General features: G+C 71.4%; 24 protein-coding genes. 13 read left to right on the top strand and 11 right to left on the bottom strand.

The features are described from left to right. The first annotated feature begins 7 nt into the window (after positions 1-7). The 3 genes from ABZX65_RS23055 to ABZX65_RS23065 all read left to right on the top strand — a co-directional run bounded on the left by ABZX65_RS23055 (position 8) and on the right by ABZX65_RS23065 (position 4,171). A complete protein-coding gene (locus tag ABZX65_RS23055) occupies positions 8-1,798 on the top strand; it encodes a DEAD/DEAH box helicase (RefSeq protein WP_355343030.1) in 1,791 nt (596 codons plus the stop codon). Positions 1,799-2,040: 242 nt separating this feature from the next. Further along, the gene (locus ABZX65_RS23060) at positions 2,041-2,781 is read left to right on the top strand and encodes a helix-turn-helix domain-containing protein (RefSeq protein ID WP_355343033.1); all 741 of its coding nucleotides are present in this window, start codon (positions 2,041-2,043) and stop codon (positions 2,779-2,781) included. A gap of 595 nt (positions 2,782-3,376) precedes the next feature. Further along, positions 3,377-4,171 (top strand): S16 family serine protease, encoded by a 795-nt coding sequence (locus ABZX65_RS23065; protein ID WP_355343036.1) that lies wholly within the window; start codon positions 3,377-3,379, stop codon positions 4,169-4,171. On the opposite strand, the gene ABZX65_RS23070 is transcribed toward ABZX65_RS23065, so the two are convergent. The 7 genes from ABZX65_RS23070 to ABZX65_RS23100 all read right to left on the bottom strand — a co-directional run bounded on the left by ABZX65_RS23070 (position 4,168) and on the right by ABZX65_RS23100 (position 10,763). After that, positions 4,168-5,493, bottom strand: coding sequence for an MFS transporter (locus ABZX65_RS23070; RefSeq protein WP_355343039.1), 1,326 nt, complete (start codon positions 5,491-5,493; stop codon positions 4,168-4,170). The two genes, ABZX65_RS23065 and ABZX65_RS23070, sit on opposite strands and share 4 nt — an antisense overlap. Before the next feature lie 152 nt (positions 5,494-5,645). Next, positions 5,646-6,257: a helix-turn-helix domain-containing protein gene (locus ABZX65_RS23075; RefSeq protein ID WP_188284047.1), complete on the bottom strand. Its 612-nt coding sequence runs from the start codon at positions 6,255-6,257 to the stop codon at positions 5,646-5,648. A 146-nt stretch (positions 6,258-6,403) separates the two neighbouring features. Next, positions 6,404-7,375, bottom strand: a complete 972-nt coding sequence (locus ABZX65_RS23080) for a glycine betaine ABC transporter substrate-binding protein (protein ID WP_355343042.1) — start codon at positions 7,373-7,375, stop codon at positions 6,404-6,406. Further along, entirely contained in the window at positions 7,372-8,319 is a 948-nt protein-coding gene (locus ABZX65_RS23085) for an ABC transporter permease (RefSeq protein WP_355343045.1), read from the bottom strand. The genes ABZX65_RS23080 and ABZX65_RS23085 overlap by 4 nt, the downstream gene beginning before the upstream one ends. Then, entirely contained in the window at positions 8,316-9,611 is a 1,296-nt protein-coding gene (locus ABZX65_RS23090; RefSeq protein ID WP_355343048.1) for a betaine/proline/choline family ABC transporter ATP-binding protein, read from the bottom strand. The genes ABZX65_RS23085 and ABZX65_RS23090 overlap by 4 nt, the downstream gene beginning before the upstream one ends. Beyond that, positions 9,604-10,251, bottom strand: a complete 648-nt coding sequence (locus ABZX65_RS23095; RefSeq protein WP_355343051.1) for an ABC transporter permease — start codon at positions 10,249-10,251, stop codon at positions 9,604-9,606. Before ABZX65_RS23095 ends, ABZX65_RS23090 begins: the two co-directional genes overlap by 8 nt. A gap of 41 nt (positions 10,252-10,292) precedes the next feature. After that, positions 10,293-10,763: an Lrp/AsnC family transcriptional regulator gene (locus ABZX65_RS23100; protein WP_093716663.1), complete on the bottom strand. Its 471-nt coding sequence runs from the start codon at positions 10,761-10,763 to the stop codon at positions 10,293-10,295. Between the two features lie 124 nt (positions 10,764-10,887). On the opposite strand from ABZX65_RS23100, the gene hppD reads away from it, so the two are divergent. Both hppD and ABZX65_RS23110 read left to right on the top strand, forming a co-directional pair. After that, complete coding sequence (hppD, locus tag ABZX65_RS23105) at positions 10,888-12,003, top strand: 4-hydroxyphenylpyruvate dioxygenase (protein ID WP_355343054.1); 1,116 nt, start codon at positions 10,888-10,890, stop codon at positions 12,001-12,003. A gap of 67 nt (positions 12,004-12,070) precedes the next feature. Next, the gene (locus ABZX65_RS23110) at positions 12,071-13,441 is read left to right on the top strand and encodes an FAD-linked oxidase C-terminal domain-containing protein (RefSeq protein WP_355343057.1); all 1,371 of its coding nucleotides are present in this window, start codon (positions 12,071-12,073) and stop codon (positions 13,439-13,441) included. Between the two features lie 25 nt (positions 13,442-13,466). On the opposite strand, the gene ABZX65_RS23115 is transcribed toward ABZX65_RS23110, so the two are convergent. Further along, entirely contained in the window at positions 13,467-13,946 is a 480-nt protein-coding gene (locus tag ABZX65_RS23115; protein WP_355343286.1) for an SsgA family sporulation/cell division regulator, read from the bottom strand. Positions 13,947-14,265: 319 nt separating this feature from the next. Here ABZX65_RS23115 and ABZX65_RS23120 point away from each other — a divergent pair, with 319 nt between their 5' ends. The 3 genes from ABZX65_RS23120 to ABZX65_RS23130 all read left to right on the top strand — a co-directional run bounded on the left by ABZX65_RS23120 (position 14,266) and on the right by ABZX65_RS23130 (position 16,892). After that, entirely contained in the window at positions 14,266-15,477 is a 1,212-nt protein-coding gene (locus tag ABZX65_RS23120) for an RDD family protein (protein WP_355343060.1), read from the top strand. A 114-nt stretch (positions 15,478-15,591) separates the two neighbouring features. After that, positions 15,592-16,344, top strand: coding sequence for an RDD family protein (locus ABZX65_RS23125; protein ID WP_355343063.1), 753 nt, complete (start codon positions 15,592-15,594; stop codon positions 16,342-16,344). A 74-nt stretch (positions 16,345-16,418) separates the two neighbouring features. Then, entirely contained in the window at positions 16,419-16,892 is a 474-nt protein-coding gene (locus tag ABZX65_RS23130; RefSeq protein ID WP_355343066.1) for an RDD family protein, read from the top strand. Positions 16,893-17,028: 136 nt separating this feature from the next. Here the strand turns inward: ABZX65_RS23130 and ABZX65_RS23135 are convergent, their stop codons facing one another. Continuing rightward, on the bottom strand, positions 17,029-17,373 hold the full coding sequence (locus ABZX65_RS23135; RefSeq protein WP_355343069.1) for a hypothetical protein: 345 nt from the start codon (positions 17,371-17,373) through the stop codon (positions 17,029-17,031). Positions 17,374-17,689: 316 nt separating this feature from the next. Between ABZX65_RS23135 and ABZX65_RS23140 the strand changes: the two genes are divergently transcribed. Next, positions 17,690-20,098 (top strand): immune inhibitor A domain-containing protein, encoded by a 2,409-nt coding sequence (locus ABZX65_RS23140; RefSeq protein WP_355343072.1) that lies wholly within the window; start codon positions 17,690-17,692, stop codon positions 20,096-20,098. 183 nt (positions 20,099-20,281) lie between these two features. Beyond that, positions 20,282-20,605 (top strand): hypothetical protein, encoded by a 324-nt coding sequence (locus ABZX65_RS23145; RefSeq protein ID WP_355343075.1) that lies wholly within the window; start codon positions 20,282-20,284, stop codon positions 20,603-20,605. A 17-nt stretch (positions 20,606-20,622) separates the two neighbouring features. Here ABZX65_RS23145 and ABZX65_RS23150 read toward each other — a convergent pair whose 3' ends face one another. Together ABZX65_RS23150 and ABZX65_RS23155 are read right to left on the bottom strand one after the other, a co-directional pair. Continuing rightward, positions 20,623-21,213, bottom strand: coding sequence for an isochorismatase family protein (locus ABZX65_RS23150; RefSeq protein WP_355343078.1), 591 nt, complete (start codon positions 21,211-21,213; stop codon positions 20,623-20,625). Between the two features lie 163 nt (positions 21,214-21,376). Next, the gene (locus ABZX65_RS23155; RefSeq protein ID WP_355343081.1) at positions 21,377-22,705 is read right to left on the bottom strand and encodes a nicotinate phosphoribosyltransferase; all 1,329 of its coding nucleotides are present in this window, start codon (positions 22,703-22,705) and stop codon (positions 21,377-21,379) included. 153 nt (positions 22,706-22,858) lie between these two features. Between ABZX65_RS23155 and clpS the strand changes: the two genes are divergently transcribed. The 3 genes from clpS (at position 22,859) to ABZX65_RS23170 (ending at position 25,394) form a co-directional block, all read left to right on the top strand. Continuing rightward, positions 22,859-23,170 carry an ATP-dependent Clp protease adapter ClpS gene (clpS, locus tag ABZX65_RS23160; protein ID WP_188282151.1) on the top strand — a complete coding sequence of 104 codons (312 nt, stop codon included), beginning with the start codon at positions 22,859-22,861 and terminating at the stop codon, positions 23,168-23,170. Beyond that, positions 23,170-23,727, top strand: a complete 558-nt coding sequence (locus ABZX65_RS23165; RefSeq protein WP_355343289.1) for a DUF2017 domain-containing protein — start codon at positions 23,170-23,172, stop codon at positions 23,725-23,727. Before clpS ends, ABZX65_RS23165 begins: the two co-directional genes overlap by 1 nt. 179 nt (positions 23,728-23,906) lie before the next feature. Then, entirely contained in the window at positions 23,907-25,394 is a 1,488-nt protein-coding gene (locus ABZX65_RS23170; RefSeq protein WP_355343084.1) for an amino acid permease, read from the top strand. The last annotated feature ends 38 nt before the right edge of the window (positions 25,395-25,432 follow it).

A 25,432-nucleotide genomic window follows, 5' to 3' on the forward strand; every position in this document is an offset into this window, starting at 1 on the left:
GGAGACCGTGACTACCACCGCCGCATCGCACCCGCACCATCTGTCTCCCGCCTTCCCCGGGCGCGCGCCCTGGGGGACGGCGAACAAGCTTCGGGCCTGGCAGCAGGGGGCCATCGACGCGTACGTCGCCAAGCAGCCGCGGGACTTCCTCGCGGTGGCGACACCCGGCGCCGGGAAGACCACCTTCGCGCTGTCGCTGGCGTCGTATCTGCTCCACAACCACCTGGTGCAGCAGATCACGGTGGTGGCGCCCACCGAGCACCTGAAGACGCAGTGGGCGGACGCGGCGGCGCGGATAGGGATCAAGCTGGACCCGGAGTACAGCGCGGGCCCCGTCGGCAAGGAGTACCACGGCGTCGCCGTGACGTACGCGGGCGTCGGGGTGCGGCCGATGCTGCACCGCAACCGCTGCGAGCAGCGCAAGACGCTGGTGATCCTGGACGAGATCCACCACGCGGGCGACAGCAAGTCGTGGGGCGAGGCGTGCCTGGAGGCGTTCGACCCGGCGACGCGGCGGCTGGCGCTGACCGGGACGCCGTTCAGGTCGGACACCAACCCGATCCCCTTCGTGGTGTACGAGGAGGGCAACGACGGCATCCGCCGCAGCGCCGCCGACTACACGTACGGGTACGGCAACGCGCTCAACGACGGCGTCGTGCGCCCGGTGATCTTCCTCAGCTACAGCGGCAACATGCGCTGGCGCACCAAGGCGGGCGACGAGATCGCGGCGCGCCTGGGCGAGCCGATGACGAAGGACGCCATCGGGCAGGCGTGGCGGACCGCGCTCGCGCCGACCGGCGACTGGATCCCGAACGTGCTGAAGGCCGCCGACCAGCGGCTGACCGAGGTCCGCAAGGGCATCCCGGACGCGGGCGGCCTGGTGATCGCCACCGACCAGGACTCGGCCCGCGCCTACGCCAAGCTGCTCAAGGAGATCTCCGGGCACAAGCCGACCGTCGTGCTCTCCGACGACCCCGGCTCCTCCAAGCGGATCGAGAAGTTCAGCGAGTCCGAGGACCGGTGGATGGTCGCGGTCCGGATGGTGTCGGAGGGCGTCGACGTGCCCCGCCTCGCGGTCGGCGTGTACGCCACGACGATCTCGACGCCGCTGTTCTTCGCGCAGGCCGTGGGCCGTTTCGTACGGTCGCGGCGGCGCGGCGAGACGGCGTCGGTGTTCGTTCCGACCATCCCGATGCTGCTGGAATTCGCCAACGAGATGGAGGTCGAGCGCGACCACGTGCTCGACAAGCCCAAGAAGCAGGGCGAGGAGGACCCCTTCGCGGAGGAGGACAAGCTCCTCGCGGACGCGGAGAAGGCCGAGGACGAGGCCACCGAGGAGGACATGCTGCCCTTCGAGGCGCTGGAGTCCGACGCGGTCTTCGACCGGGTGCTGTACGACGGGGCCGAGTTCGGCATGCAGGCGCATCCGGGCAGCGAGGAGGAGCAGGACTACCTCGGCATCCCCGGACTCCTCGAACCGGACCAGGTCCAGATACTGCTGCAGAAGCGGCAGGCCCGACAGATCGCCCACAGCCGGAAGAAGCCGGACGAAGAGGCCGATCTGCTCGAACTCCCCGCCGAGCGGCGCCCGATCGTCACCCACCGCCAACTGCTCGAACTGCGCAAGCAGTTGAACACGCTCGTGGCCGCGTACAACCATCAGAGCGGTAAGCCGCACGGGGTGATTCACACCGAATTGCGCCGTGCGTGCGGCGGGCCGCCGAGCGCCGAGGCGACGGCGGGACAGCTCGGCGAGCGGATCAAGAAGGTGCAGGAGTGGGCGACCCGAATGCGATGATGTCGGCCGTATTGTAGAGGGTGGATCTCCAAAGTCGGGTCAAGCCAGCGCCCGGATTGTGGACGACCCCTTCCGCTGAGCGGTACCCGCTCGCTACGGTGCCGGTCACGCACGCGCCGTGGCAGTGCAGCCGCGGAGCGCAGCCGGTATGACGACTACCGGCGGCCTCTCCGCGCACTGCCGCGGGACCGGCAGTGCGTTACCGCCGTGGAGATGGCCGCCGCCTACGAGGAGGGGGCGTCGTGACCGCGGAGACGTCTCAAACGCTTGACCGGGGCCTGCGGGTTCTCAAGCTGCTCGCCGACACCGACCACGGCCTGACGGTGACCGAGCTGGCCGCCAAACTCGGTGTGAACCGGACGGTGGTCTACCGCTTGCTGGCCACGCTGGAGCAGCATTCGCTGGTCCGCCGTGACCTCGGCGGCCGGGCGCGCGTCGGACTGGGCGTGCTCGGTCTGGCCCACCAGGTGCACCCGCTGCTGCGCGAGGCCGCACTGCCCGCGTTGCGCTCGCTCGCCGAGGAGATCGGGGCGACCGCCCACCTGACCCTCGTCGACGGCAGCGAGGCGCTGGCCGTCGCCGTCGTGGAGCCGACCTGGACCGACTACCACGTGGCCTATCGCACCGGCTTCCGGCACCCGCTGGACCGCGGGGCCGCGGGGCGCGCCATTCTCGCCGGGCGGGGCATGCAGCCGACGCCCGACGGGTCGCGCTGGGAGCGGTTCGTCGAGGAGGAGTCCCTGGGCGCCCGCCCGGCCGAGGGGCCGCCCGCCGCCCATACCGTCACCGCCACCGAGCCGGTCCGGTACGTCCTCACCCACGGCGAGCTGGAGGCCGGTGCCAGCGGGGCCGCCGCGCCCCTCCTGGGCGTCCCCGGCATCGAGGGGAGCGTCGGCGTCGTCATGCTCGCCGACTCGGTCCCCGAGAGGGTCGGTGCGCGCGTCGTGGAGGCCGCCACGGAGGTCGCCGACGCCCTGCGCTAGGGCGCTGAGCCTCCCCACAAGGGTGCGCCCCCAGGCCCCCGGGCCCGTGCCGGGTCCTTTGCCGGGACGCCGGCTACGCGTCTTCACGGGCGCGGCCCAAGGGGGCTCCTTTGCCGGGACGCCGCTACGCGTTTTGGGCTGCTGCCCCGGGGCGGTTGTTTTGCTGGGGGCGGTGGGCCGTGTTTTGGGGGGCGCGGGGGACTGCGCGGCCAGCCATGATGCTGCCGCAGGTCACCACCCGCCCCGGTGGGGCGGTTCGGTTGTGTCCGGGCCACCGGCCGGTGGTGGGTTGCTCGCGCAGTTCCTCGCGCCCCTGAGGGGGCGCTGGTCGTGCGTGCGTGCGGGTAGCTGGGGCCCGGCCCCGGGGCGGTTGCTTTGCTGGGGGCGGTGGGCCGTGTTTTTAGGGGCGCGGGGAACTGCGCGGCCAGCCATGGTGCTGCCGCGGGTCACCGCCGGTCTCGGCGGGGCTGTTCGGTTGGGTCCGGGCCACCGGCCGGTGGTGGGTTGCTCGCGCGGTTCCTCGCGCCCCTGAGGGGCCACTGGTCGTGCGGGGGCGTGGCCGCGAGGGCGGGGGGTGTGAAATAGGGTCGGCGGCATGCGTAGAAGCAGCGTCTCCCGGCGGACCGTGACTCTGGCCGTCTGCGGAGCAGTCACGGCCGGGCTGCTGGCCGTCGCGGCCCTCGCCCCGCTCCCGATCTCGATCGTGGAGCCGGGGCTGACGGCGAACGTGCTGGGGGCGGACCAGGGGACGCAGGTGATCACGGTGAGCGGGACACCGGTGCGCAGGACGAGCGGGCAACTGCGGATGGTGACGATCCAGGCGACGTCACCGGACGCCTCGGTGCACGTCACCGACGTGCTGAAGGCGTGGTTCAAGAAGGACCAGGCGGCGATGCCGCGCGACTCGGTCTACCCCACCGGCGGCTCGGTGAAGGAGATCGAGAAGGCGAACCGCAAGGAGATGACCGACTCGCAGGACGCGGCGACGACGGCCGCGCTCAAGCACCTCGGGCTCTCACCGTCCAAGGTGAAGGTCGATCTCCAGCTCGCCGACGTCGGCGGCCCCAGCGCCGGGCTGCTCTTCGCACTCGGCATCATCGACAAGATCAACGGCGACGGCCACGGCGGCGACCTCACCGGCGGCCGGACCATCGCGGGCACCGGGACCATCGACGCCTCGGGCAAGGTCGGCGCCGTCGGCGGGGTGCCGCTGAAGGAGCAGGCCGCCCGCCGCGACGGCGCGACCGTCTTCCTCGTACCGCGCGGTGAGTGCTCCGACGCCAAGGCGGAGCTGCCCGACGGGCTCAGGCTGGTCCCGGTCAACGACCTGGACGGCGCGCTGGCGGCCCTGGCCGCCCTGGACAAGGGCGGAAAGCTGCCGACCTGCTAGACCGATGCCCGCGCGGCGCCCGGCGACACGGCGGGCTCGTCGCCGGGCTCGTCGTTCCAGTGCCGGAAGGCGGGCAGGACGAGCGGGCTCAGCGTCGTGAGCAGATAGACGGCGCTGACGGTGGCCATGGCGGTGCGCAGGCCCGCGTACTGGACGAGGAAGCCGCCGAGCAGGCCGCCCAGCGGCACGGCGACCAGGACGCCGGAGGTGACGGCGCCGAAGACCCGGCTGCGCAGCCGCTCGGGGACCAGGCGGACCATCTCGGTGCCGATCATCGGGTTCAGGACCCCGGCGGCCAGCCCGCACACCGCGCAGGTGACCAGGAGCGGGGTCAGACCGGGCACGAAGGCGGCCACGGCCGTCCGGGGGAAGCCGCTGATGAGGAACGCGCCGATGTAGAGGCCGCGTTGCGACACCCGGTGGCCGACGACGCCGTACGTCAGCGAGCCGATCAGCGCGCCGCCGCCGAAGGTCCCGGCGACCAGGCCGACGCTCACCGAACCGCCCAGGTGCTCGCGGGCGTCCACCGGCAGCAGCACCGCCGACCACGCCTGGTCCAGCGCGTTGGTCACCATCACCATCACCACGATGGCGAACAGCAGCCGCGCGGCCACCAAGTAGGCGAATCCCTCGCGCAGTTCGGCCCGGTAACTGCCGGCGGACTCCTTCGGCGGCTCCGGCGCCTCCGCCGGCGTCCGGTCCCGTACCCCGATCCCGATCAGCACCGCGGACACCGCGAAGGTCGCCGCGTCGACCAGCAGCGTATTGGTGGCGCCCATCACCGAGATGAGCACGCCAGCCAGCGGGGCGCCGAGCATACGGGCGCCGCGCGACGCGCCCTCGTACGCGCTCGACGCCCGCGCCACGGTGGTGTCGGCGCGTGCGGCGAGCCGGGGCATCAGCACCTCGCGGGCGGTCTCGCCGGGGGCGTGGAAGAGGCCGCTGACGCCGACGAGCGCGAGCAGTTCCCAGTAGCGCAGCCCGACGGTCAGATGCAGCAGCGGTACGGCCGCCATGGCCGCCGCGCACACCACGTCCGACACGACGCTCGTGACCGCGTAGCCGAGCCGGTCGATCAGCGGGCCGCCCAGGATCGCGGCGAGCACGACCGGCAGGGTGGCCGCGAAGGCGACCAGACCGGCCCGCGCCGGGCTCCCGGTGGTCTCCAGCACGAACCACGGGACGGCGACGACGGTGAGCATGTTCCCGGCGATCGAGACCACGTTGGCGGCCAGCAGCACCCCCAGCGGGCGCCGGTCGCGGGCCGGTCCCGACCCGTCGGGCCGGTGGTGGGCGTGCGGTATCGCGGTGCGTGCGGGCATGGCGAATTCCCCCGTGACGATGGGTCGTTGATACGGAGTGACGGAGCTACGGAATTACGGGCCGGTACGGACAGGGAGCCGGTACGGACAGGGAGCCGGTACGGATACGGCTGCGCGTGCGGTGACGGCGCGCGCGGCGCGGGGGAGTGGGGTCAGTCGGACGCGATCGGGAACTCGTGGAACTGCACCCGGACCCGCTCACCCTCCGGCCCGTCCGTCTCCCGCTCGCGGAAGGACTCCACGAGCGCGTGCACCCGCTCGCTCAGCTCCACCGCGTCCTGCGGCGTGAGGCGCAGCGTGAAGCGGCTGGAGTCCCACGCCTCCTGCCAGACCTTCGGCCAGGTGTGCATCGTGCTCATCCAGGTCGCCACCTGCTCGGCGCTGCTGGTGGCGTGCTCGACCAGGAAGGTGCTCATCGCGGCGCGCACCTCGGGGTCGGGGTGCCGGACGAACTCCCCGATGCTGTCGAAGCGTTGGCCCCGGTGCACCGCCTTCCACCAGCGCTCGCGCGCGGTGCCGCGGCCGGGGTCGTCCTCGACCAGGCCGAACGAGGCGAGCTGGCGCAGGTGGTAGCTGGTCGCACCGCTGGACTCGCCGAGCCGGTCGGCCAGTTGGGAGGCCGTGGCGGGGCCGCGGTCGCGCAGCGCGGCCAGCAGCCGCATCCGCAGCGGGTGGGCGAGGCCGCGCAGCGACCTGGCGTCGAGGGTCAGCAGATCCTCGTCCGAGATCGGGCCGATCGGCACCGCGTCCTTCTTGTCCGTCATGGACACCACCTTAAGCGCATGCAAAGCACCTTTGCAACGCTCTTTTGCAAAACAGCTTTGCATCCACCCCAGAGTCGTACCCCCGAGCCGTACCCCCGGCCCGTACCCCGCGAGCCGTACCCCCCCCCGAGCCCCGCAGGGCCCCCTCACCCGTTCTTGATGAAGCCCTCCGCGATCAGCCACTTCTTCGCCACGTCGTGCGGGTCCTGCCCGTCCACGTCCACCTGGGCGTTCAGCTTCTGCGCGACCGCCGTGTCCAGCTTGGCGCTGATCGGGTCGAGGAGCTTGGCGATGGCCGGGTACTTCTTGAACGCCTTGCTGTAGATGACGGGCGCCGCGTTGTAGTTGGGGAAGAAGTGCTTGTCGTCCTCCATGACGGTCAGGTGCATCGACTGGATGCGGCCGTCGGTGGTGTACACCTCGCCCAGCAGGCAGGAACCGTTCTTGTTCACCTGGGTGTAGATGATCCCCGCGTCCATCTTCTGGATCCGCGAGCTGGGGATGTCCATGTCGTACGCCTTCATCATGCCGGGCAGCCCGTCCTGCCGGGAGGCGAACTCGTTCTCCACGCACAGCGTCACGGCCCTGGGGTCCTTCTTCGCCAGCGCGGCCACGTCGGAGAGCGTCTTGAGGTGGTACTTCGCGTTGTTGCGCTGGCTGACGGCGAGCGAGTACGTGTTGTTCAGCGTGGACGGCGGCAGCCAGGTCAGGCCGTTCTTCAGGTCCGCGTCGTGCACGGCCTGCCACTGCGCCTGGGGGTTCTTGATGGGTTCCGTGTGCCCCAGATACGTGATCCAGGCGGTGCCGGTGTACTCGTACATCGCGTCCGCCTGACCGGACTTGACCGCCTCGCGGGCGCCGATCGAGCCGGTGATGTTCGTCCGGTCCAGCACGCTCGCGCCCGCCGCCTTGAAGGCGAGGCCGATCATCTCGCCCAGGATGATGTTCTCGCTGAAGTTCTTGGACGTGATCACCAGGTGGGCGCCCTTGAGGGGTTCGCCCTGCCCGATCGAGCCCGGTTTGACGTTGTCCACCAGCGGGCTGCCGCTGGTCAGCCCGCAGGACGCCAGCAGGGCGGCGCCGCAGAGCGCCACGAGCCCCGTACGCCGCCGCGTCACGCCGTCACCTCCAGGCCGCGGGGCCGCATCAACTGCTCGGCGACCGAGGCCAGCCAGTCCACGAACAGCGCGAGCACCACCGTCAGCACCGAGCCGAGGATCAGCACCGGCATCCGCTGGTTGACGATGCCGGAGGTGATCAGGTCGCCGAGGCCGCCGCCCCCGCCGAAGGTGGCCAGCGTGGCGGTGCCGACGTTGAGCACCAGCGCGGTCCGCACGCCCGCGAGGATCAGCGGTACGGCGAGCGGCAGTTCGACCTTGGCGAGCACGCCGGGCGCCGACATGCCGATGCCGCGCGCGGCCTCCACCAGCGTCGGGTCGATGGCCTTGAGCCCCGCGACGGTGTTGGAGAGCACCGGCAGCACCGCGTAGGCCACGATGCCGATGATCGCGGTGCGGGCGCCGATGCCCAGCCAGATCACCAGCAGCGCCAGCAGGCCGATCGCCGGGGTGGCCTGGCCGATGTTGGCGAGCGCGGTCACGAACGGCGCGACCCTGCGCAGCCGCCGCCGGGTCAGCGCGATGCCGACGGGGATGGCGATCACCAGCACCCAGAAGGTGGAGATCGCGGTCAGCTTCACGTGCTGCCAGAGCCGGAGCTGCACATTGCCGTCGTCGAGCGAATTCTTCTCGATCGCGTCCAGGTGGATGTTGGTGATCCACAGATACGTGGCGAGCAGCACGGCGGCCAGCACGACCGGGGTGAACACCAGCTTCCGCCACGTCAGTTTGGGCTTCGGCCTGGTCGCGGCGGGCGCGGGCCCGCCCTCGTGCTCCTCGTGCTCCGTACCGCCGTCGTCGTCGCGGAAGGCCAGGCCGCGCACGTCGTGCTCGCCGGGGGGACGGCGCTCCCCGGCGTCGCGGGTGTCCCGGCCCGACGGGTGGGACCGGCCGCCGTCGGCGCGGCTGGCCCCCGTCGCGCGGTCCGGGCCGTCCGGGCTCATGACGCCGGCTCCGCGCCCGCCGCGCCCTCCTGCTCGGCGCGTGCCCGCTCCTCCTCGTGTCCCTGCCCGGCCTGCGACTCGGCCAGTTCGTGCTGGTGCTCCATCGCGGTCAGCCGGTCGGCCTCCAGCATCTCCTGCACCGAGTTCATCAGCGTCTCCATGTCGACCACGCCCACGAATTCGCCGCGCCGCCCGGTCACCGCCACCCGCCCGCCGCTGTCGGTCAGCACCGCCTCCAGCGCGTCCCGCAGCGTCGCGTCCCGCGTCACCGTGTCGTGCACGACCGTGCCCGCCCGTGCCAACGACCCCTTGGCGCGCATCAGATCGCCGCGCCGCAGCCACTTGTACGGGCGGCGCCGCCGGTCGAGCAGCAGCAGTTCGTTGTGCTGGCTGGTGCGCAGCCGCTCGAAGACCGACTGCAACGGCTCGTCGACGCCCACCGCGGGGAAGTCGGCGATGCCGACATCGCGCACGCGGGTGAGATTGAGCCGCTTGAGCGCCGCGCCGGCGCCGACGAAGCCGGACACGAAGTCGTCGGCCGGGTTGGTGAGAATGGCCTCCGGCGTGTCGAACTGGGCGATGTGCGAGTGCTCGCGGAGCACCGCGATCCGGTCGCCCAGCTTGATGGCCTCGTCGAAGTCGTGCGTGACGAAGACGATCGTCTTGTGCAACTCGTGCTGGAGCCTGATCAGTTCGTCCTGGAGGTGGTCGCGGGTGATCGGGTCGACCGCGCCGAACGGCTCGTCCATCAGCAGCACCGGCGGGTCGGCCGCCAACGCCCGTGCCACGCCCACGCGTTGCTGCTGTCCGCCGGAGAGCTGGCGCGGGTAGCGGCCGTGGAACTCCCGCGGGTCCAGGCCCACCAGGTCGAGCATCTCCTCGACCCGGTCCTTGACCCGCGACTTGCTCCAGCCGACCATCTTCGGCACCAGCGCGATGTTCTCCGCGACCGTCATGTGCGGGAAGAGACCGGACGACTGGATCGCGTACCCGACCTTGCGGCGCAGCTTGACCGGGTCGATCGCGGTGACGTCCTCGTCGTTGATCCTGATCCGCCCGGACGACGGCTCGATCAGCCGGTTGATCATCTTCAGCGTGGTGGACTTGCCGCAGCCGGAAGGGCCCACGAAGATCACCGTCTCACCGGCCTTGATCTCCATGCTGACGCTGTCCACGGCCGGGTCCTGGCTGCCCGGATAGCGCTTGGTCAGGTTCTCCAGCTCGATGGTGGCGCCCGCCACCCCGGCGGGCGCCGGCTGCTCCCGGTCCTGCGGTGACCACTGCTCAGACACGGATCCCCCTCGGAATGGTCAGACGGCCGATGCCCACGTACGCGGCGTCGAAGAGCAGCGCGAGGACGATGATGCCGAGCGTGCCGGACAGCACCTCGTTGAGCGCGTTGGCGCTGCCCAGCGACGCGATGCCGCGGAAGATCTCGTTGCCGAGGCCGGGGCCCGAGGCGTACGCGGCCACCGCCGCGATACCCATCAGCATCTGGGTGGCGACCCGGATACCGGTCAGGATCGGCGGCCAGGCCAGCGGCAGCTCCACCCGCAGCAGCCGGGCCACCCGCGACATGCCGATGCCCTTGGCCGCGTCCACCAGCGCCGGGTCCACACCGCGCAGCCCGACGATGGAGTTGCGGACGACCGGCAGCAGCCCGTACAGCGTCAGCGCGGTCACCGTCGGCGGCACGCCCAGGCCCAGGACCGGGATCAGCAGACCGATCAGGGCCAGCGACGGGATGGTGAGGATGGTCGCGGTCGAGGTGACCGCGAGATTGCCCGCCCAGTCGCTGCGGTAGGTCAGGACACCGATCAGGACGCCGATCACGGTCGCGAGCACCATGCACTGGAACACCGCGCTGGCGTGCTGGAAGGCGTCGGTGAGCAGTTGCTGGTGCCGGTTGGAGAGGTACTGCCAGAAGCTCACCGCGCCGCCACCTCCCCGTCTCCTTCGACCGCGTGGCGCGTCTACGTGTCGCGCGCCGCCTGCTCCACCAGCGGGATGATCCGCAGCGGGACCGGGTTCTCCATGACGATGGCCGTGGCGGCCCGGACAATCCCATCAAAGCCGACAACGCGGTCGATCACCCGCTGGAGATCGGCGTTGGAACGCGCCACCAGACGGCAGAGCATGTCGCCCTGACCGGTCGTGGTGTGCAGCTCCAGCACCTCCGGCACAGTGGTCAAGTGCGCCCGTACGTCGGCCCCTTGGCCCTGCTTGATCTCCAGCGTGGCGAACGCCGTCACCGGATAGCCGAGCGCCGCCGGGTCCACCTGCGGGCCGAAGCCGCGGATCACCCCATTGGCCCTCAGCCGGTCGAGCCGCGCCTGCACCGTGCCGCGCGCCACCCCCAGCCGCCGGGACGCCTCCAGCACGCCGATCCGCGGCTCCCGGTCCAGCAGCGTGATCAGCCGCCCGTCCAGCGCGTCGATCCCCATACCCCGCCGCCTTCCGTGGTCATGCTGCACAGATTGACCCGTCGATCCTCGCTTCCGCTGTGCAGACTGTCCACTGAAATCCGGAACTATTGCGCACCCTGACAAGCGGCGGGACGCTTTTGTCATGACTGAGACCCAGGATGCTTTCCCGGTAAAGGGCATGGACGCCGTCGTCTTCGCCGTGGGCAACGCCAAACAGGCCGCGCACTACTACTCCACCGCTTTCGGCATGCGCCGCGTCGCCTACTCGGGACCCGAGAACGGCAGCCGCGAGACCGCCTCCTACGTCCTGGAGTCGGGCGGCGCGCGCTTCGTGTTCACCTCCGTCATCAAGCCCGCCACCGACCACGGCCGCTTCCTGGCCGACCACGTCGCCGCCCACGGCGACGGCGTCGTCGACCTCGCCCTGGAGGTCCCGGACGCGCGCGCCGCGTACGCGTACGCCGTCGAGCACGGCGCCACCGGCCTCACCGAGCCGTACGAGCTGAAGGACGACCACGGCACCGTCGTGCTCGCCGCCATCGCCACGTACGGCCAGACCCGGCACACCCTGGTCGACCGCACCGGCTACGACGGCCCCTACATGCCGGGCTTCGTCGCCGCCGAGCCGGTGGTCGAGCCCCCGGCGCGGCGCTTCTTCCAGGCCATCGACCACTGCGTCGGCAACGTCGAACTCGGCCGGATGAACGAGTGGGTGGCCTTCTACAACCGGGTCATGGGCTTCACCAACATGAAGGAATTCGTCGGCGACGACATCGCCACCGAGTACTCGGCGCTGATGTCCAAGGTCGTGGCCGACGGCACGCTCAAGGTGAAGTTCCCGCTCAACGAGCCGGCCGTCGCCAAGAAGAAGTCCCAGATCGACGAGTACCTGGAGTTCTACGGCGGCCCCGGCGTCCAGCACATCGCGCTGGCCACCAACGACATCGTCGCCTCCGTACGCGCCATGCGCGCCGCCGGTGTCGAATTCCTCGACACCCCCGACTCCTACTACGACACCCTCGGCGAATGGGCGGGCGAGACCCGCGTCCCCGTCGAGACACTGCGCGAACTCAAGCTCCTCGTGGACCGCGACGAGGACGGCTACCTGCTCCAGATCTTCACCAAGCCGGTCCAGGACCGCCCGACCGTCTTCTTCGAGATGATCGAGCGCCACGGCTCCATGGGCTTCGGCAAGGGCAACTTCAAGGCCCTGTTCGAGGCGATCGAGCGGGAGCAGGAGCTGCGCGGCAACCTCTGATCTCACCCTGTGGTCTCGTGGGGGTCCCGCCCTTGAGGGCGGGGCCCCGGCCTGTCAGGGTGAACACATGCACGATGAACTGATCACCGCACTGCGCGGCGGCCTGCCGCCGGAGGCGGTACTGACCGACCCCGACGTCGTCGCGGCGTACTCCCAGGACATGGCGAGCTTCTCCGCCGTCGGCACCCCGGCGGCGGTCGTGCTGCCCCGCAGCACCGAGGACGTGCAGCACGTCATGCGGACCGCGACCGCGCACCGGGCGCCGGTCGTACCGCAGGGGGCGCGGACCGGGCTGTCCGGCGGCGCCAACGCCATGGACGGCTGCATCGTGCTCTCGCTGGTGAAGATGGACCGCATCCTGGAGATCGACACGGTCGACCGGATCGCCGTGGTCGAACCGGGCGTCGTCAACGCCGTGCTGTCCAGGGCGGTCGGCGAGCACGGCCTGTCCTACCCGCCGGACCCGTCGAGCTGGGAACAGTGCACGATCGGCGGCAACATCGGCACCGGCGCGGGCGGCCTGTGCTGCGTGAAGTACGGGGTGACGGCCGAGTACGTCCTCGGCCTCGAGGTGGTGCTGGCCGACGGGCGGCTGCTGACCACCGGGCGGCGCACCGCCAAGGGCGTGGCGGGATACGACCTCACGCGGCTCTTCGTCGGCTCCGAGGGCACCCTCGGCATCGTCGTGAAGGCGGTCCTGGCGCTGCGGCCCGCGCCGCCGCGCCAGCTCGCCATGGTCGCCGAATTCCCGTCGGCCGCCGCGGCCTGCGCCGCCGTCTGCTCGATCATGGAGAGCGGCCATGTGCCGTCGCTGCTGGAGCTGATGGACGGCACGACCATCCGCGCGGTCAACGCGATGGCGAACATGGGCCTGCCCGAGACCACCGAGGCCATGCTGCTCGCCGCCTTCGACACCGCCGACCCGGCCGCCGACCTCGCCGCGGTCGGCGAGCTGTGCACGGCGGCGGGCGCCACCGACGTGGTGCCCGCGGAGGACAGCGCCGAGTCCGAGATGCTGCTCCAGGCGCGCCGCCTGTCGCTGACGGCGCTGGAGACCATCTCGACGGCCATGATGATCGACGACGTGTGCGTACCGCGCGCGAAGCTCGGCGAGATGCTGGACGGCGTCGCGGACATCTCGGCCAAGTTCGGCCTGACGATCGGGGTGTGCGCGCACGCGGGCGACGGCAACACCCACCCCGTGGTCTGCTTCGACGCGCACGACCCCGACGAGGCCCTGCGGGCCCGCGAGTCCTTCGACGAGATCATGGCGCTCGGTCTCGCGCTCGGCGGCACCATCACCGGAGAGCACGGCGTCGGCCTGCTCAAGAAGGACTGGCTGGCCCGCGAACTCGGCCCCACCGGCGTCGAGTTGCAGCGCGGCGTGAAGGCCGTCTTCGACCCGCTCGGGCTGCTGAATCCGGGCAAGCTGTTCTGAGGGCCGCGCCGGGCGTGCCCGGCCCTCACGCCCCCGCGTCCGGCGTCTCGTCCTTCCCCGACCACGGATCGCTCAGCCACAGCTCGTCCCGCGTGGTCGGGGCGAGCAACCGGCTGAGACCGTCGTCCATGCCGAGCTGCTCGTGCTCGGTGCCCGGCGGCACCACCCGCAGCGTCCGCTCCAGCCAGGCCGCGACCGGCGACGAGGGCGCCTCCAGCAGCGCGTTGCCGTCGGGGGAGCTGAGGGCCAGACAGATCACGCTGCGGCCGTTGACCTTCGTCGGCCAGATCCGCACGTCACCGTGACCGCACGGCCTGAACACCCCCTCCACGATCAGCTCGCGGGCGAAGGTCCAGTTCACGGGGGCGTCGGAGCCCACGTGGAAAGTGATGTGCACGGCAAAGGGATCATCCGTGCGATAGGCCAGCCTGGCGGGTACGGGGATGCTCCGCTCCGGCGACAGCACTAGCTGCATTTCCAGTTCGCGTTCCACCACGGTGTGCATCGACTCGACATCCTTTCCTCGGCGCGGCAGCCCCATTTCGCGTTCCGCGTGTTCCGCGGTGTCTTCGGTGACGCGCAGCGGGTGCTGCGCCGGGGCCTGCACCAGGAGAGAGCGCGTACCACTCCAACCATTACGCGGGTTCGCGGGATTCGGTTCAAATTTCCTGAAGCACGGGCACGAGGGGGCGCGTACGGGTAAAGACAAGTACGCCCTCCGAAGCCGGGCGGTGCGGGGAACGGCGGTCACGCCGGGCCCGCGCGTCTGGTAGATGTGGACGTCACAAACCCCCCAGACCGAGCAGATACGGATTCCGTGAACCATGAGCGCACCCACTTCTGGCTCCTCCGGTTCCTCCTCCGCGTCCCCGGCCCCGGGCTACTACCCTGACCCCTCGGTCCCGAACTACATCCGCTACTGGAACGGCTCCACCTGGGTGCCGGGTACGAGCCGGCCCGCGCCCGCCGCGGGTGAGGCGCCGGTTCCGTCCCCGTCCCCTTCTTCTTCCCCTCCGCCCGCCCCGGCGATGGACGAGTCCGGGCCAATGTTCCTCGACGAGGACCCGGGGGCGCCGCACTCCGACTTCGGTACGCCGGCGCCCGCTGCGGCCCCGGCGTCCGCCCCGGAGCCCGCTCCTTCCTGGCCCCGGCCCGCCGGGCAGGAGCCCGGCGCCGAGCCGCCGCGGATCTCCTGGGGCGCCGCGGGCACGGCCGCCGCGCCGGGCGTGCCCGCGCAGCAGCCTCCGCCCGCTGCCGAGCGGCCCCAGCCGCGGACACCGCCCCACCAGCCGCAGGCCCAGGTCCAGGCCCAGCCTCAACCGCACGCCCAGCCGCAGCCGCAGGCCGCCCCCCAGTCTCAGCCGCAGCCGCAGCCGCAGCCGCAGCCGCAGGCCCAGCCGCAGCCTCAACCGCAGGCCGCGCCCTGGGCGCAGCAGGTGCACCATCTGGCCCGGCAGTCTGCGGGGGAGCAGGAGCGGCCCGCGGGCGAGGAGCGCCCGGCGCCGTGGCGGCCCCCGGCCGGTGACCCGTTCCTGAGCATGATCTCGGCGCAGGGTCGGCCGGGCGCGCTGGTGCGGCGGTTCGCGGCGCGCGTGCTCGACACGGTGCTGTTCTGCGCGCTGACCGCCGCCGCGGCCGTGCCGCTGGGCACGGCCGCGTACCACCACATTCACACGAAGGTGGACGACGCGAAGCAGAGCGGCGAGACCGTGAAGGTGTGGCTGATCGACGGCACGACGGGCCTGGAGCTGGCCGTGGTGCTGCTGGTGGCGGTCCTGGCGGGCTTGCTGCTCGAAGTGCTGCCGACCGTCAAGTGGGGGCGCACGCTGGGCAAGAAGCTGGTGGGCCTGCGGGTGCTGGACGTCGAGGCGCAGATCCCGCCGGCCTTCGGCCCGAGCCTTCGCCGCTGGCTGACCCACACCGTGCTGGACGTCCTGGTCGTCGGCGTCGTCGGCCTCGCCTGGTGCCTCTTCGACCGCCCGTGGCGCCAGTGCTGGCACGACAAGGCCGCGCGGACGTTCGTGGCGGCCGACTGAGGTCACGTCCGTGGGGGCGTACGTCCGCGCCGGTGCCGTACGTCCGGGGCGGCGCCGTACTCCGAACGGAGTCCGCAGCGGGCGGGCGGCCGGTGTCCGGGTTTGACTCGGGACATGAGTACCGATCAGCCAGCGCCCGGTTCCCCCCAGGACCCCTTCGCCAAGCCGCCAGGCGACCAGGCAGGCGGCCCGTACAACGGCGCCCAGGGCACCCCGCCGCCGGGCAATCCGTACGGCGGCGACCCGTACGGCGGCGGTCCCGCCACTCCGGGCGGCCCCGGCGGCTCCGACAACCCCTACGGCGGCGGTCCCGGTGGCCCGGCGAATCCGTACGGCGGTGGCGGTCCCGGCGGCCCGGGAAACCCGTACGGCGGCGGTCCCGGCGGGCCCGGTGACCCCAACAACCCCTACGGCGGCGCCCCGCAGGACCCGCTGGCCGGGATGCCGCCGCTGGCGGACGGCGGCAAGCGCGTGCTGGCCCGCGTCATCGACGTGATCATCGTGCTGATCCCGGCCGGTCTGCTGGACTGGGCGGCGGGCGGCACCGACAACTTCAGCAGCGGCAAGTCGGCGGTCGGCGGCGCCTTCTTCGCGGTGCTCGGCTTCCTCTACGAGTGGTTCATGACCCGGTCCACCGGCCAGACGGTGGGCAAGAAGCTGATGAAGCTGCGCGTGGCGATGCTGGAGAACGGCAGCGTGCCCACCTCCGCGGCGGCGGGGCTGCGCGCCCTCGTGCTGTGGCTGCCCGCCTTCTGTTGCAGCTGCGTCTGGTTCGTGATCCTCGGCATCACGGTGCTGTTCGACAAGCCGTACAAGCAGGGGCTCCATGACAAGGCCGCCAAGACGGTGGTCGTCCAGACCGCCTGACGGACCGGCGGCCGGGCGGAAGGGCGCCGCACACGCCCTGTACCGCCACCCGGATGGCTGATTGACTGAGCGTCATGAGTGCAGACCAGCCGTCCGGGATGGCCCCGCTCGCCTCCCTCGGCCAGCGGTTCCTGGCCCGGGTCGTCGACACCGCGATCCTGATCGTCCTCGACGTGCTGCTCAGCGCGGCGGTGTTCGGCGGTGATCTGTCCAATCCAGGTGACGCGGGCCGCGGCAAGGAGATCCTCGCGGGGGCGGCGACCTTCATCGCGTACTTCCTCTACGAGGGAGCCATGACGGCCGCCCGCGGGCAGACCCTCGGCAAGATGCTGCTGCGGATACGCGCGGCGCGCCTGGAGGACGGCGCGGTCCCCGGCGGCGTCGGCTGGACGCGGGCCGCGGTCTACGCGCTGCCCGGCGTGCTCGTCACGATCCTGATCGGCCCGCTCTTCTGGCTGCTCAACTCCCTGTGGTGCACCTGGGACAAGCCGTTCCGGCAGTGCCTGCACGACAAGGCGGCCAGGACCGTGGTCGTGGCCGCCGTCTGACGCGGTGCAGCGGTGAAGCGGTGCAGCGGACGAGCGCTGGAGCGATGAAGCGGTGGCGCCGTGAAGTGCCGAAGTGCCGAAGTGCCTTCAGCGGTGACATGCGGTGCGGATCTTCCGCGCGGGTCCGCGCCGGGCCTCAGCGTCGTAGTGACGCCTCGCTGACCCGCGACGACTCGCGTACGCCGCGACCGCCGGCGGCCCGTGGGAGCGGGCGCTGTGCGGGGGACGGTTGGGCGCCGGACTCGGCGGCGGGAACGGTGGAACCGGTGGAGGCGCTGGGCCGGGCCTGGGCGGACCGCACCCGGGCGACGAAGGGCAGGGTGACGGTCACCGCGACGAGCAGGCCCAGGATCAGTCCCGCCGCGCAAATGACGGCGACTCCCACGCCGGACCGTGCGTCCGACAGCAGGAGCATCGCGAAGGTGGACAGGACAACGGTCAGGGAACCGTAGGCGAGTTGCGCGGTCGTAGGACGTGGCATTGGGGGAATCCGTCCTCGGTAGCGGGCTGGCTCTACGCTTCGGCATGCCCGGCCCGAACATGGGGTAAGCGTGACCTAACCCACGGTGCGGAGCACGAGGGGGCGCACGGGGTCGCAAGCGTGTCAGGCGTCTCATCCTGCGGACGCCGGTGTCCGTCAACGCCTGTACGGCGGCGGCCGGTTGGTGTGACCTGTGGGTCCGCTGAGCGGTGCCGGGAAACCGGTAAACGTACTGGCCTGCCATGCTCAAGTCAAGATCTGTTTTTTCTCCCGTCACTCCGATGCAATGGCCTTTCTCAAGGGGAGGTCAAAAATCTTGAAAACGCAGCGGAGGATCACCACACCCGCCGCCCTGGCCCTCGCGATAGCCGTGTTGGGCGTCACCGCGGTCACCACCGCGGGGGCGTACGCGGCTCCCGCCGAGAAGGGGCAGCCCGCACCCGTGGCCAGCCACGATCCGGCGGAGAACCAGGCCCACGATCTGCCGGGCCCGTTCAGCGAGAAGCAGTCGGCCGAGCGTACGGCCGCGCTTCAGCAGGTCGTGAACGGCGACGCGACCGTGCAGCAGCGCGGCGGCTCGAAGGTCGTCCAACTCGGCTCCGGCAAGGGCAAGAAGAGCAAGTACGTCGAGCTGGGCCGCGAGCAGACCGACAAGATCTTCACGATTCTTGTCGAGTTCGGCGACCAGGTCGACAACACCACGACGTACGACCCGGACGGCCCCGACGGCCCGCAGCCGCCGGTCGTGAAGTACGGCGGCGACCCGGGCCCCGCGCACAACACCATCGCCAAGCCGGACCCGAAGAACGACAACAGCACGGCCTGGCAGGCGGATTACAACCAGCAGCACTTCAACGACCTCTACTTCTCGCACGACGCGAAGAAGGAGTCGCTGGCGAAGTACTACGAGAAGCAGTCCTCGGGCCGCTACTCGGTGGAGGGCGAGGTCTCCTCCTGGGTCAAGGTGCCCTGGAACGAGGCCCGTTACGGCTCCAACTACTGCGGCGCCAGCACCTGCTCCAGCGCCTGGGACCTGATCCGCGACGCCACCACCGCGTACGTCGCCGACCAGAAGGCCCAGGGCCGCACCGACGCGCAGATCAAGGCGGACCTGGCCCAGTACGACCAGTGGGACCGCTACGACTACGACGGCGACGGCAACTTCAACGAGCCCGACGGCTACATCGACCACTTCCAGATCGTGCACGCGGGCGAGGACGAGTCCGCGGGCGGCGGCGCCCAGGGCACGGACGCGCTGTGGGCGCACCGCTGGTACGCCTACGGCACCGACGCGGGCCGCACGGGCCCGGCCGACAACAAGTCCGGCGGCACCCAGATCGGCAACACCGGCGTCTGGATCGGTGACTACACCCTCCAGCCGGAGAACGGCGGACTCGGCGTCTTCGCGCACGAGTACGGCCACGACCTCGGCCTGCCCGACGAGTACGACACCACGTACGTCGGCGAGTCCAGCGTCGGCTTCTGGTCGCTGATGTCCTCCGGCTCCTGGATGGGCACCGGCAAGGACTCGATCGGCGACCTCCCGGACGACATGAGCGCCTGGGACAAGCTCCAGCTCGGCTGGCTCAACTACGGTACGGCCAAGGCCGCTTCGCGCTCGACGACCAAGCTGGGCGTCGCCGAGTACAACACCAAGGACAAGCAGGCGCTGATCGTCTCGCTGCCCGACAAGGCGGTCACCACCGCCATCACCGCGCCCGCCGAGGGCAGCAAGCAGTGGTGGAGCGGCAGCGGCGACAACCTGTCCAACACCCTGACCCGCTCGGTCGACCTGACCGGCAAGTCCTCGGCGTCGCTGGCCCTCAAGGGCTGGTGGGACATCGAGGAGGGGTACGACTACCTCTACACCGAGGCGTCCGCCGACGGCGGGGCCACCTGGACCGCGCTCGACGGCACCGCCAACGGCAAGTCCATCCCGCGCGACGGCGGCGGCACCCCGGCGCTGACCGGCACCAACGGCGCGTACCAGGACCTGTCCTTCCCGCTGAACGCCTACGCGGGCAAGCAGATCCAGCTCCGCTTCCGCTACCTGACCGACGGCGGCGTGGCCCAGCAGGGCTTCGCGGCCGACGCGATCTCGGTCACCGCGGACGGCGCGACCGTCTTCACCGACGGTGCCGAGACGGACGACAACGGCTGGACCGCCAAGGGCTTCTCCCGGATCGGGGCGTCGTTCACCAACGACTACCCGCAGTACTACATCGCGGAGAACCGGCAGTACGTCTCGTACGACAAGACGCTGAAGACCGGCCCGTACAACTTCGGCTGGACGAGCACCCGGCCGGACTGGGTCGAGCACTACCCGTACCAGAACGGTCTGCTGGTCTGGCTGTGGGACACCTCGCAGTCCGACAACAACGTCGGCATCCACCCCGGCACGGGCCAGATCCTGCCGATCGACGCCCACGCCAAGGCGGAGAAGTGGTCGGACGGCAGCGTGATGCGCAACCGCATCCAGGCGTACGACTCGCCGTTCAGTTGGTTCCCGACCGACGGCTTCACCGTGCACACCAACGGTGTCGCCACCAAGGTCAAGGCGAAGCTCGGCAACCCGGTCTTCGACGACCACTACGGCTCCTACTGGGACGCCGCCAACCCGACCGGCGGGGTCAAGGTGCAGGACACCAACACCCGGATCACCATCGTCGGTGAGGCGCTCGACGGCAGCACGATGACCCTCCAGGTCGGGCCGGCGCACCGCTGATCACCGCGCTGATCACCGCGCTGATCACCGGGCCGATCACCGGGACGGTCACCGGGACGGTCACCGCACGAAGATCGTCCTGATCGGGTCGCACCCGCTGTGACCTGCTGTTTCATCCGGGTTCGTCCCGCGTTCGGCCGTCGTCCTCTGGTGGGCGGCGGCCGAACGGCTGATGATGTGACCATGGCGGTCGGTGGATTCACCAAGCTCCCGGGCGGCACGGTCGTCGTCGCACTCGGCCTGCCGCATCCGGCGTGCCCCGAACGCACGGTACGGGTCGTGGTGCACGCCCAGAACCGGCAGCGCGCCCTCACCCGGCTCAGCAACCTCGGCTTCCGCGGCGCCCGGCTCACCGGCAACGCCGAGCCGCCCACGCCCGACGAGGTCACCGCGGTCCTGCACCACCCGGACGGCCTGGTCTGGCGCGAATACCGCGGCAAGGGGGACGTCGGCGCCAGCACCGAGCTGTGGCACCCGATCTCGGCGCTGAACCGTACTCCGCGCTAGCTGAACCGTACTCCGCGCTAGCCGGCGACCACCGGGGCGCCGGTCAGCTCCACGCCCGCCTCGCGCAGCTCCACCAGCGCCCGGTCGGTCGTCGTGGGCGCCACGCCCGCGGTCAGCGAGAGCAGCACGCGGGTCGTGAAGCCGTCGCGTACGGAGTCCAGCGCGGTCGCCCGCACGCAGTGGTCGGTGGCGATGCCCACCACGTCCACCTCCGTGACGCCGCGCTCGCGCAGCCAGCCGGTCAGCGCCGCGCCGTTCTCGTCCAGGCCCTCGAAGCCGCTGTACGCCGCCGCGTACGCCCCCTTGTCGAAGACCGCGTCCACCGCGCCGGAGGCGACCGCGGGCGCGAAGTTCGGGTGGAACCCCGCGCCCTCCGTGCCCGCGACGCAGTGCACCGGCCACGACGTCACGAAGTCCGGCCGGTCCGAGAAGTGCGAGCCCGGGTCGATGTGGTGGTCCCTGGTGGCGACGACGTGCCGGTAGCTGCCCGCCGACTCCCCGATCAGGTCCGTGATCGCCGCGGCCACGTCGGCCCCGCCGGTCACCGCGAGGCTGCCGCCCTCGCAGAAGTCGTTCTGCACGTCGACGACGATCAATGCGCGGTGCATTTTGCCCTTCCGGCGGAAAGTGTGGAAACGGTCCCGAGCCTAGGGGTGCGCTCCCCCCAACGTAAGACGTTGCCCTCCCCGCTGCGCGGGGAACCGCGCGCTCAGCCGTCGACGGGCCGCTCGCGCGGTTCCTCGCGCCCCTGAGGGGGCGCCCCCGCGGGGGTCACATCAGTTCGGTGGGGAGGACGGGCTCGCCGCGGGAGAGCTGGGTCGCGGAGAGGGGAAGGCCCGCGCGAGCGGTGATGTGGCGGGCGCGGGCGGAGTCGAGGGGCTCGCGGCCGATGACCTCGCCGTGGCGGACGAGGGGGACGAGGAGCTGGCGGTCGGCGAGCTCGGGCGGCACGGCCCCGGTGCCGACCACCTCGGCGGCGGCGACGCCGTCCTCGTCGAGCCGCCGGGCGGCCCACTTGCGGCCGCCGACGCTCGTCTTGCCGCCGAGGGACTTCTTGGCGACGGAGACCAGCGGCTCGTCGGGGTCGTCGGAGGTGGCGCGGGCCACGAGCTTGTAGACCATCGAGCAGGTGGGGTGCCCGCTGCCGGTGACCAGGGAGGTGCCGACCCCGTAGGCGTCCACGGGCGCGGCGGCCATCGAGGCGATGGCGTACTCGTCCAGATCGGAGGTCACGACGATCTTCGTGTCCTTGGCGCCGAGGTCGTCGAGCTGCTGGCGCACCCGGTAGGCGAGCAGCAGCAGGTCGCCGGAGTCGATCCGGACCGCTCCCAGCTCGGGCCCGGCGATCTCCACGGCGGTGCGCACGGCGCTGGTGAGGTCGTACGTGTCCACCAGCAGCGTCGTGCCGCGGCCGAGCGCGTCCACCTGGGCGGTGAACGCGTCGCGCTCGGTGTCGTGCAGCAGCGTGAAGGCGTGCGCGCTGGTGCCGATGGTCGGGATGCCGTACCGGAAACCGGCGGCGAGGTTGGAGGAGGAGCCGAAGCCGCCGATGTACGCGGCCCGCGAGGCGGCCACCGCGGCCAGCTCGTGGGCGCGCCTGGCGCCCATCTCCATCAGCGGACGGCCGCCCGCGGCCACCGCCATCCGGGAGGCCGCCGCGGCGATCGCCGAGTCGTGGTTGAGGATCGACAGGATGACCGTCTCCAGCAGCACGGCCTCGGCGAAGGTGCCCTCGACGCGCAGGATCGGCGAGCCGGGGAAGTACACCTCGCCCTCCGGGTATCCCCAGATGTCGCCGGTGAAGCGGTAGCCCGCCAGCCAGTCGAGGGTCGCGGAGTCCACCACGCCCTCGCGCTCGAGGAATTCCAGCACGGGTTCGTCGAAGCGGAAGTTCTCCACCGCGTCGAGGACCCGGCCGGTGCCGGCGACCACTCCGTAGCGGCGCCCCTCGGGCAGCCTGCGGGTGAACGCCTCGAAGACCGAGCGGCGCTGCGCGGCGCCGCTGCGCAGGGCGGCCCGCAGCATCGTCAGCTCGTACCGGTCGGTGAACAGGGCGGTGGACGGCACGTCCACCGGCAGTCCCAGGTCTGCTGTGCTCATGGCGAGGATGCTACCCCCAATACTCGTCAGAGTGACGATTTCTCGGGGCAAGTGTGCGGCGCCGCACACCGGCGGATTCCGCGCGGGCGCAAAACCCCCCATTCGGCGGTGCCGCGCACGCCCATTTGTGCGAGGCACCACAGGAGCGGCAGCATGGAACCTGTGAGTGTCGCGCCAGTAGAAGTCGAGCGTCCCGAAGCGAGCGAAGCGCCTTTCGAGGTTCCCGCGCCGGACGTGCCGTGGGTGACCCTCGTCCACAACGACCCCGTCAACCTCATGAGCTACGTGACGTATGTCTTCCAGACCTACTTCGGGTACTCGAAGGGCAAGGCCAAGAAGCTGATGGAAGACGTCCATTACAAGGGCCGCGCCGTGGTGTCGAGCGGCACCCGCGAGGAGATGGAACGCGACGTGCAGGCGATGCACGGATACGGCCTGTGGGCCACCTTGACGCAGGACCGCTGATGGGCCGCCGCGCCCGTGCGGGCTACTTCGAGCGGGTCCGCGGCGGCGGCGCCGCGATCGAGCTGGACACCGTGGAGATCTCCATCCTCCGCAGCCTCACCGCGCAGTTGCTCGAACTCGTGGGTCCGGGCAACCAGCCCGCGGAGGCCGACGACGACCCGCTGGCCGCGCTCTTCGCCGACGGCCCCACCAAGCCCCCGGAGGACCCGGCGCTGGCCCGGCTCTTCCCGAGCGCGTACGAGGAGACCGCCGACGCCGCCGAATTCCGCCGCTTCACCGAGAACGACCTGCGTGCCCGCAAGCGCGAGGACGCCCTCGCCGTGCTGCGCGCGCTGGACGCGGGCGGCCCGCTGATCCGGCTCAGCGCCGACGAGGCCCGCCAGTGGCTCGGCACGCTCAACGACCTGCGGCTGTCCATCGGCGCCCGGCTGGAGGTCAGCGAGGACGAGCGCAGCGAGCTGTACCACCTGCCGGACGAGGACCCGCGCAAGCCGCTGATGCTCGCCTTCCAGTGGTTCGGCCTGCTCCAGGAGACCCTGCTCGAAGCCCTCACCTGAGCCGCGCCCGGCCCTCACCTGAGCCCCGCGCGGACCTCGCTTCAGCCGGGCCCGAGCCGCGCCCACCCGCCCCCGGCCCTCATCCGCCCCGTATCCGCCCCTCATCCGGCCCGCACCCGACCTGACGGACCGTCGGCCGCCGACGGGCGGCGCCGTACCGCACGTGGTACGAATCCGGCATGACGGACGTGTCGGACGTGACGGGTGGAACGGACGGGCGGGACGGGGCGGGCGAGGCCCCGGCGGGGGACGAGGGGTACGCGCGCGGCCTCGGCAGCCGCCAGATCCAGATGATCGCCATCGGCGGCGCGATCGGCACCGGCCTGTTCCTCGGCGCGGGCCGCGCCATCCACCAGGCGGGCCCCGGCCTGGTCCTGATGTACGCCGTCGCGGGCGTCGCCATCTTCGTCATCATGCGCGCGCTCGGCGAACTCCTCACCTACCGCCCGGTGTCCGGCTCCTTCGCCGACTACGCCCGCGAATTCCTCGGCCCCTTCGCGGGCTTCGTCACCGGCTGGACGTACTGGCTGATGTGGGTGGTCACCGGCATGGCCGAGGTCACCGCCGCCGCCACCTACCTCGCGTACTGGTGGCCCTGGATTCCGCAGTGGACCGCCGCCCTCGGCTTCCTCGTCCTGCTCTTCGCGGCCAACCTGATCTCCGTGCGGCTCTTCGGCGAGGTCGAGTTCTGGCTGTCGATGGTGAAGGTCACCGCCATCGCGGGCATGATCCTCATCGGCGTCGGCGTCCTCACCCTCGGGGTGTCCGCGGCCGGTGACACCGCCTCGGTCGGCCACCTGTGGCGCGACGGCGGGGTCTTCCCCAACGGCGTCGGCTCCTCGCTGCTCACCCTCCAGATCGTCATGTTCGCCTATCTGGCCGTCGAACTCGTCGGCGTCACCGCGGGCGAGGCCGAGAACCCCCGCGAGACGCTGCCCAAGGCCATCAACACCCTTCCCTGGCGCATCGGCCTGTTCTACGTCGGCGCGCTCGCCGTCATCCTCTGCGTCGTCCCCTGGACCGAATTCCGGCCCGGCGTCAGCCCGTTCGTGGCCGCCTTCGCCCGGATCGGCATCCCCTTCGGCGCGGGCATCGTCAACTTCGTGGTGCTCACCGCCGCCCTGTCGTCCTGCAACTCCGGGATGTACTCCACCGGGCGCATGCTCCGCGACCTCGCCGTCAACGGCCAGGGCCCGCGGGTCTTCACCCGCCTCACCGCCCGCCGCACCCCGGCCACCGGCACCCTGGTCTCCGTCGCCCTGATGGGCACCGGCGTGTGGCTCAACTACGTCGACCCCGCAGGCGCGTTCACGTACATCACCGCCTTCGCGACCGTCGCCGCCGTCTGGACCTGGGGGGTGATCCTCGCCTCGCACATCCGCTACCGCGCCGCGGTCAAGGACGGGCGCGCGGCGGCGGCCTGGTTCACCGCGCCCGGCGGCGCCGTCGCCAGCTGGCTCGCGCTCGCCTTCCTCGTCCTGGTGCTGGTGCTGATCGGCGCCGACGCCGACGCCCGGATCTCGCTGTACGGCGTCCCGCTGTGGCTCGCGCTCCTGGCCGGCGGCTACGCGCTGCTCAAGCGGCGCAATCCGGCCGCCTTCGCCCGCAGGGCCCACCTGGCGCCCGCCCCCACCCCCGCCGCCGCGACCGCGACCACCGGGCCGTAGGCGCTGGGCCCCGACCACCGGCCCGTGAGCGCTGGGCC

This window comes from Streptomyces sp. NPDC003300 (genome assembly GCF_040610915.1).
Lineage (GTDB): Bacteria > Actinomycetota > Actinomycetes > Streptomycetales > Streptomycetaceae > Actinacidiphila.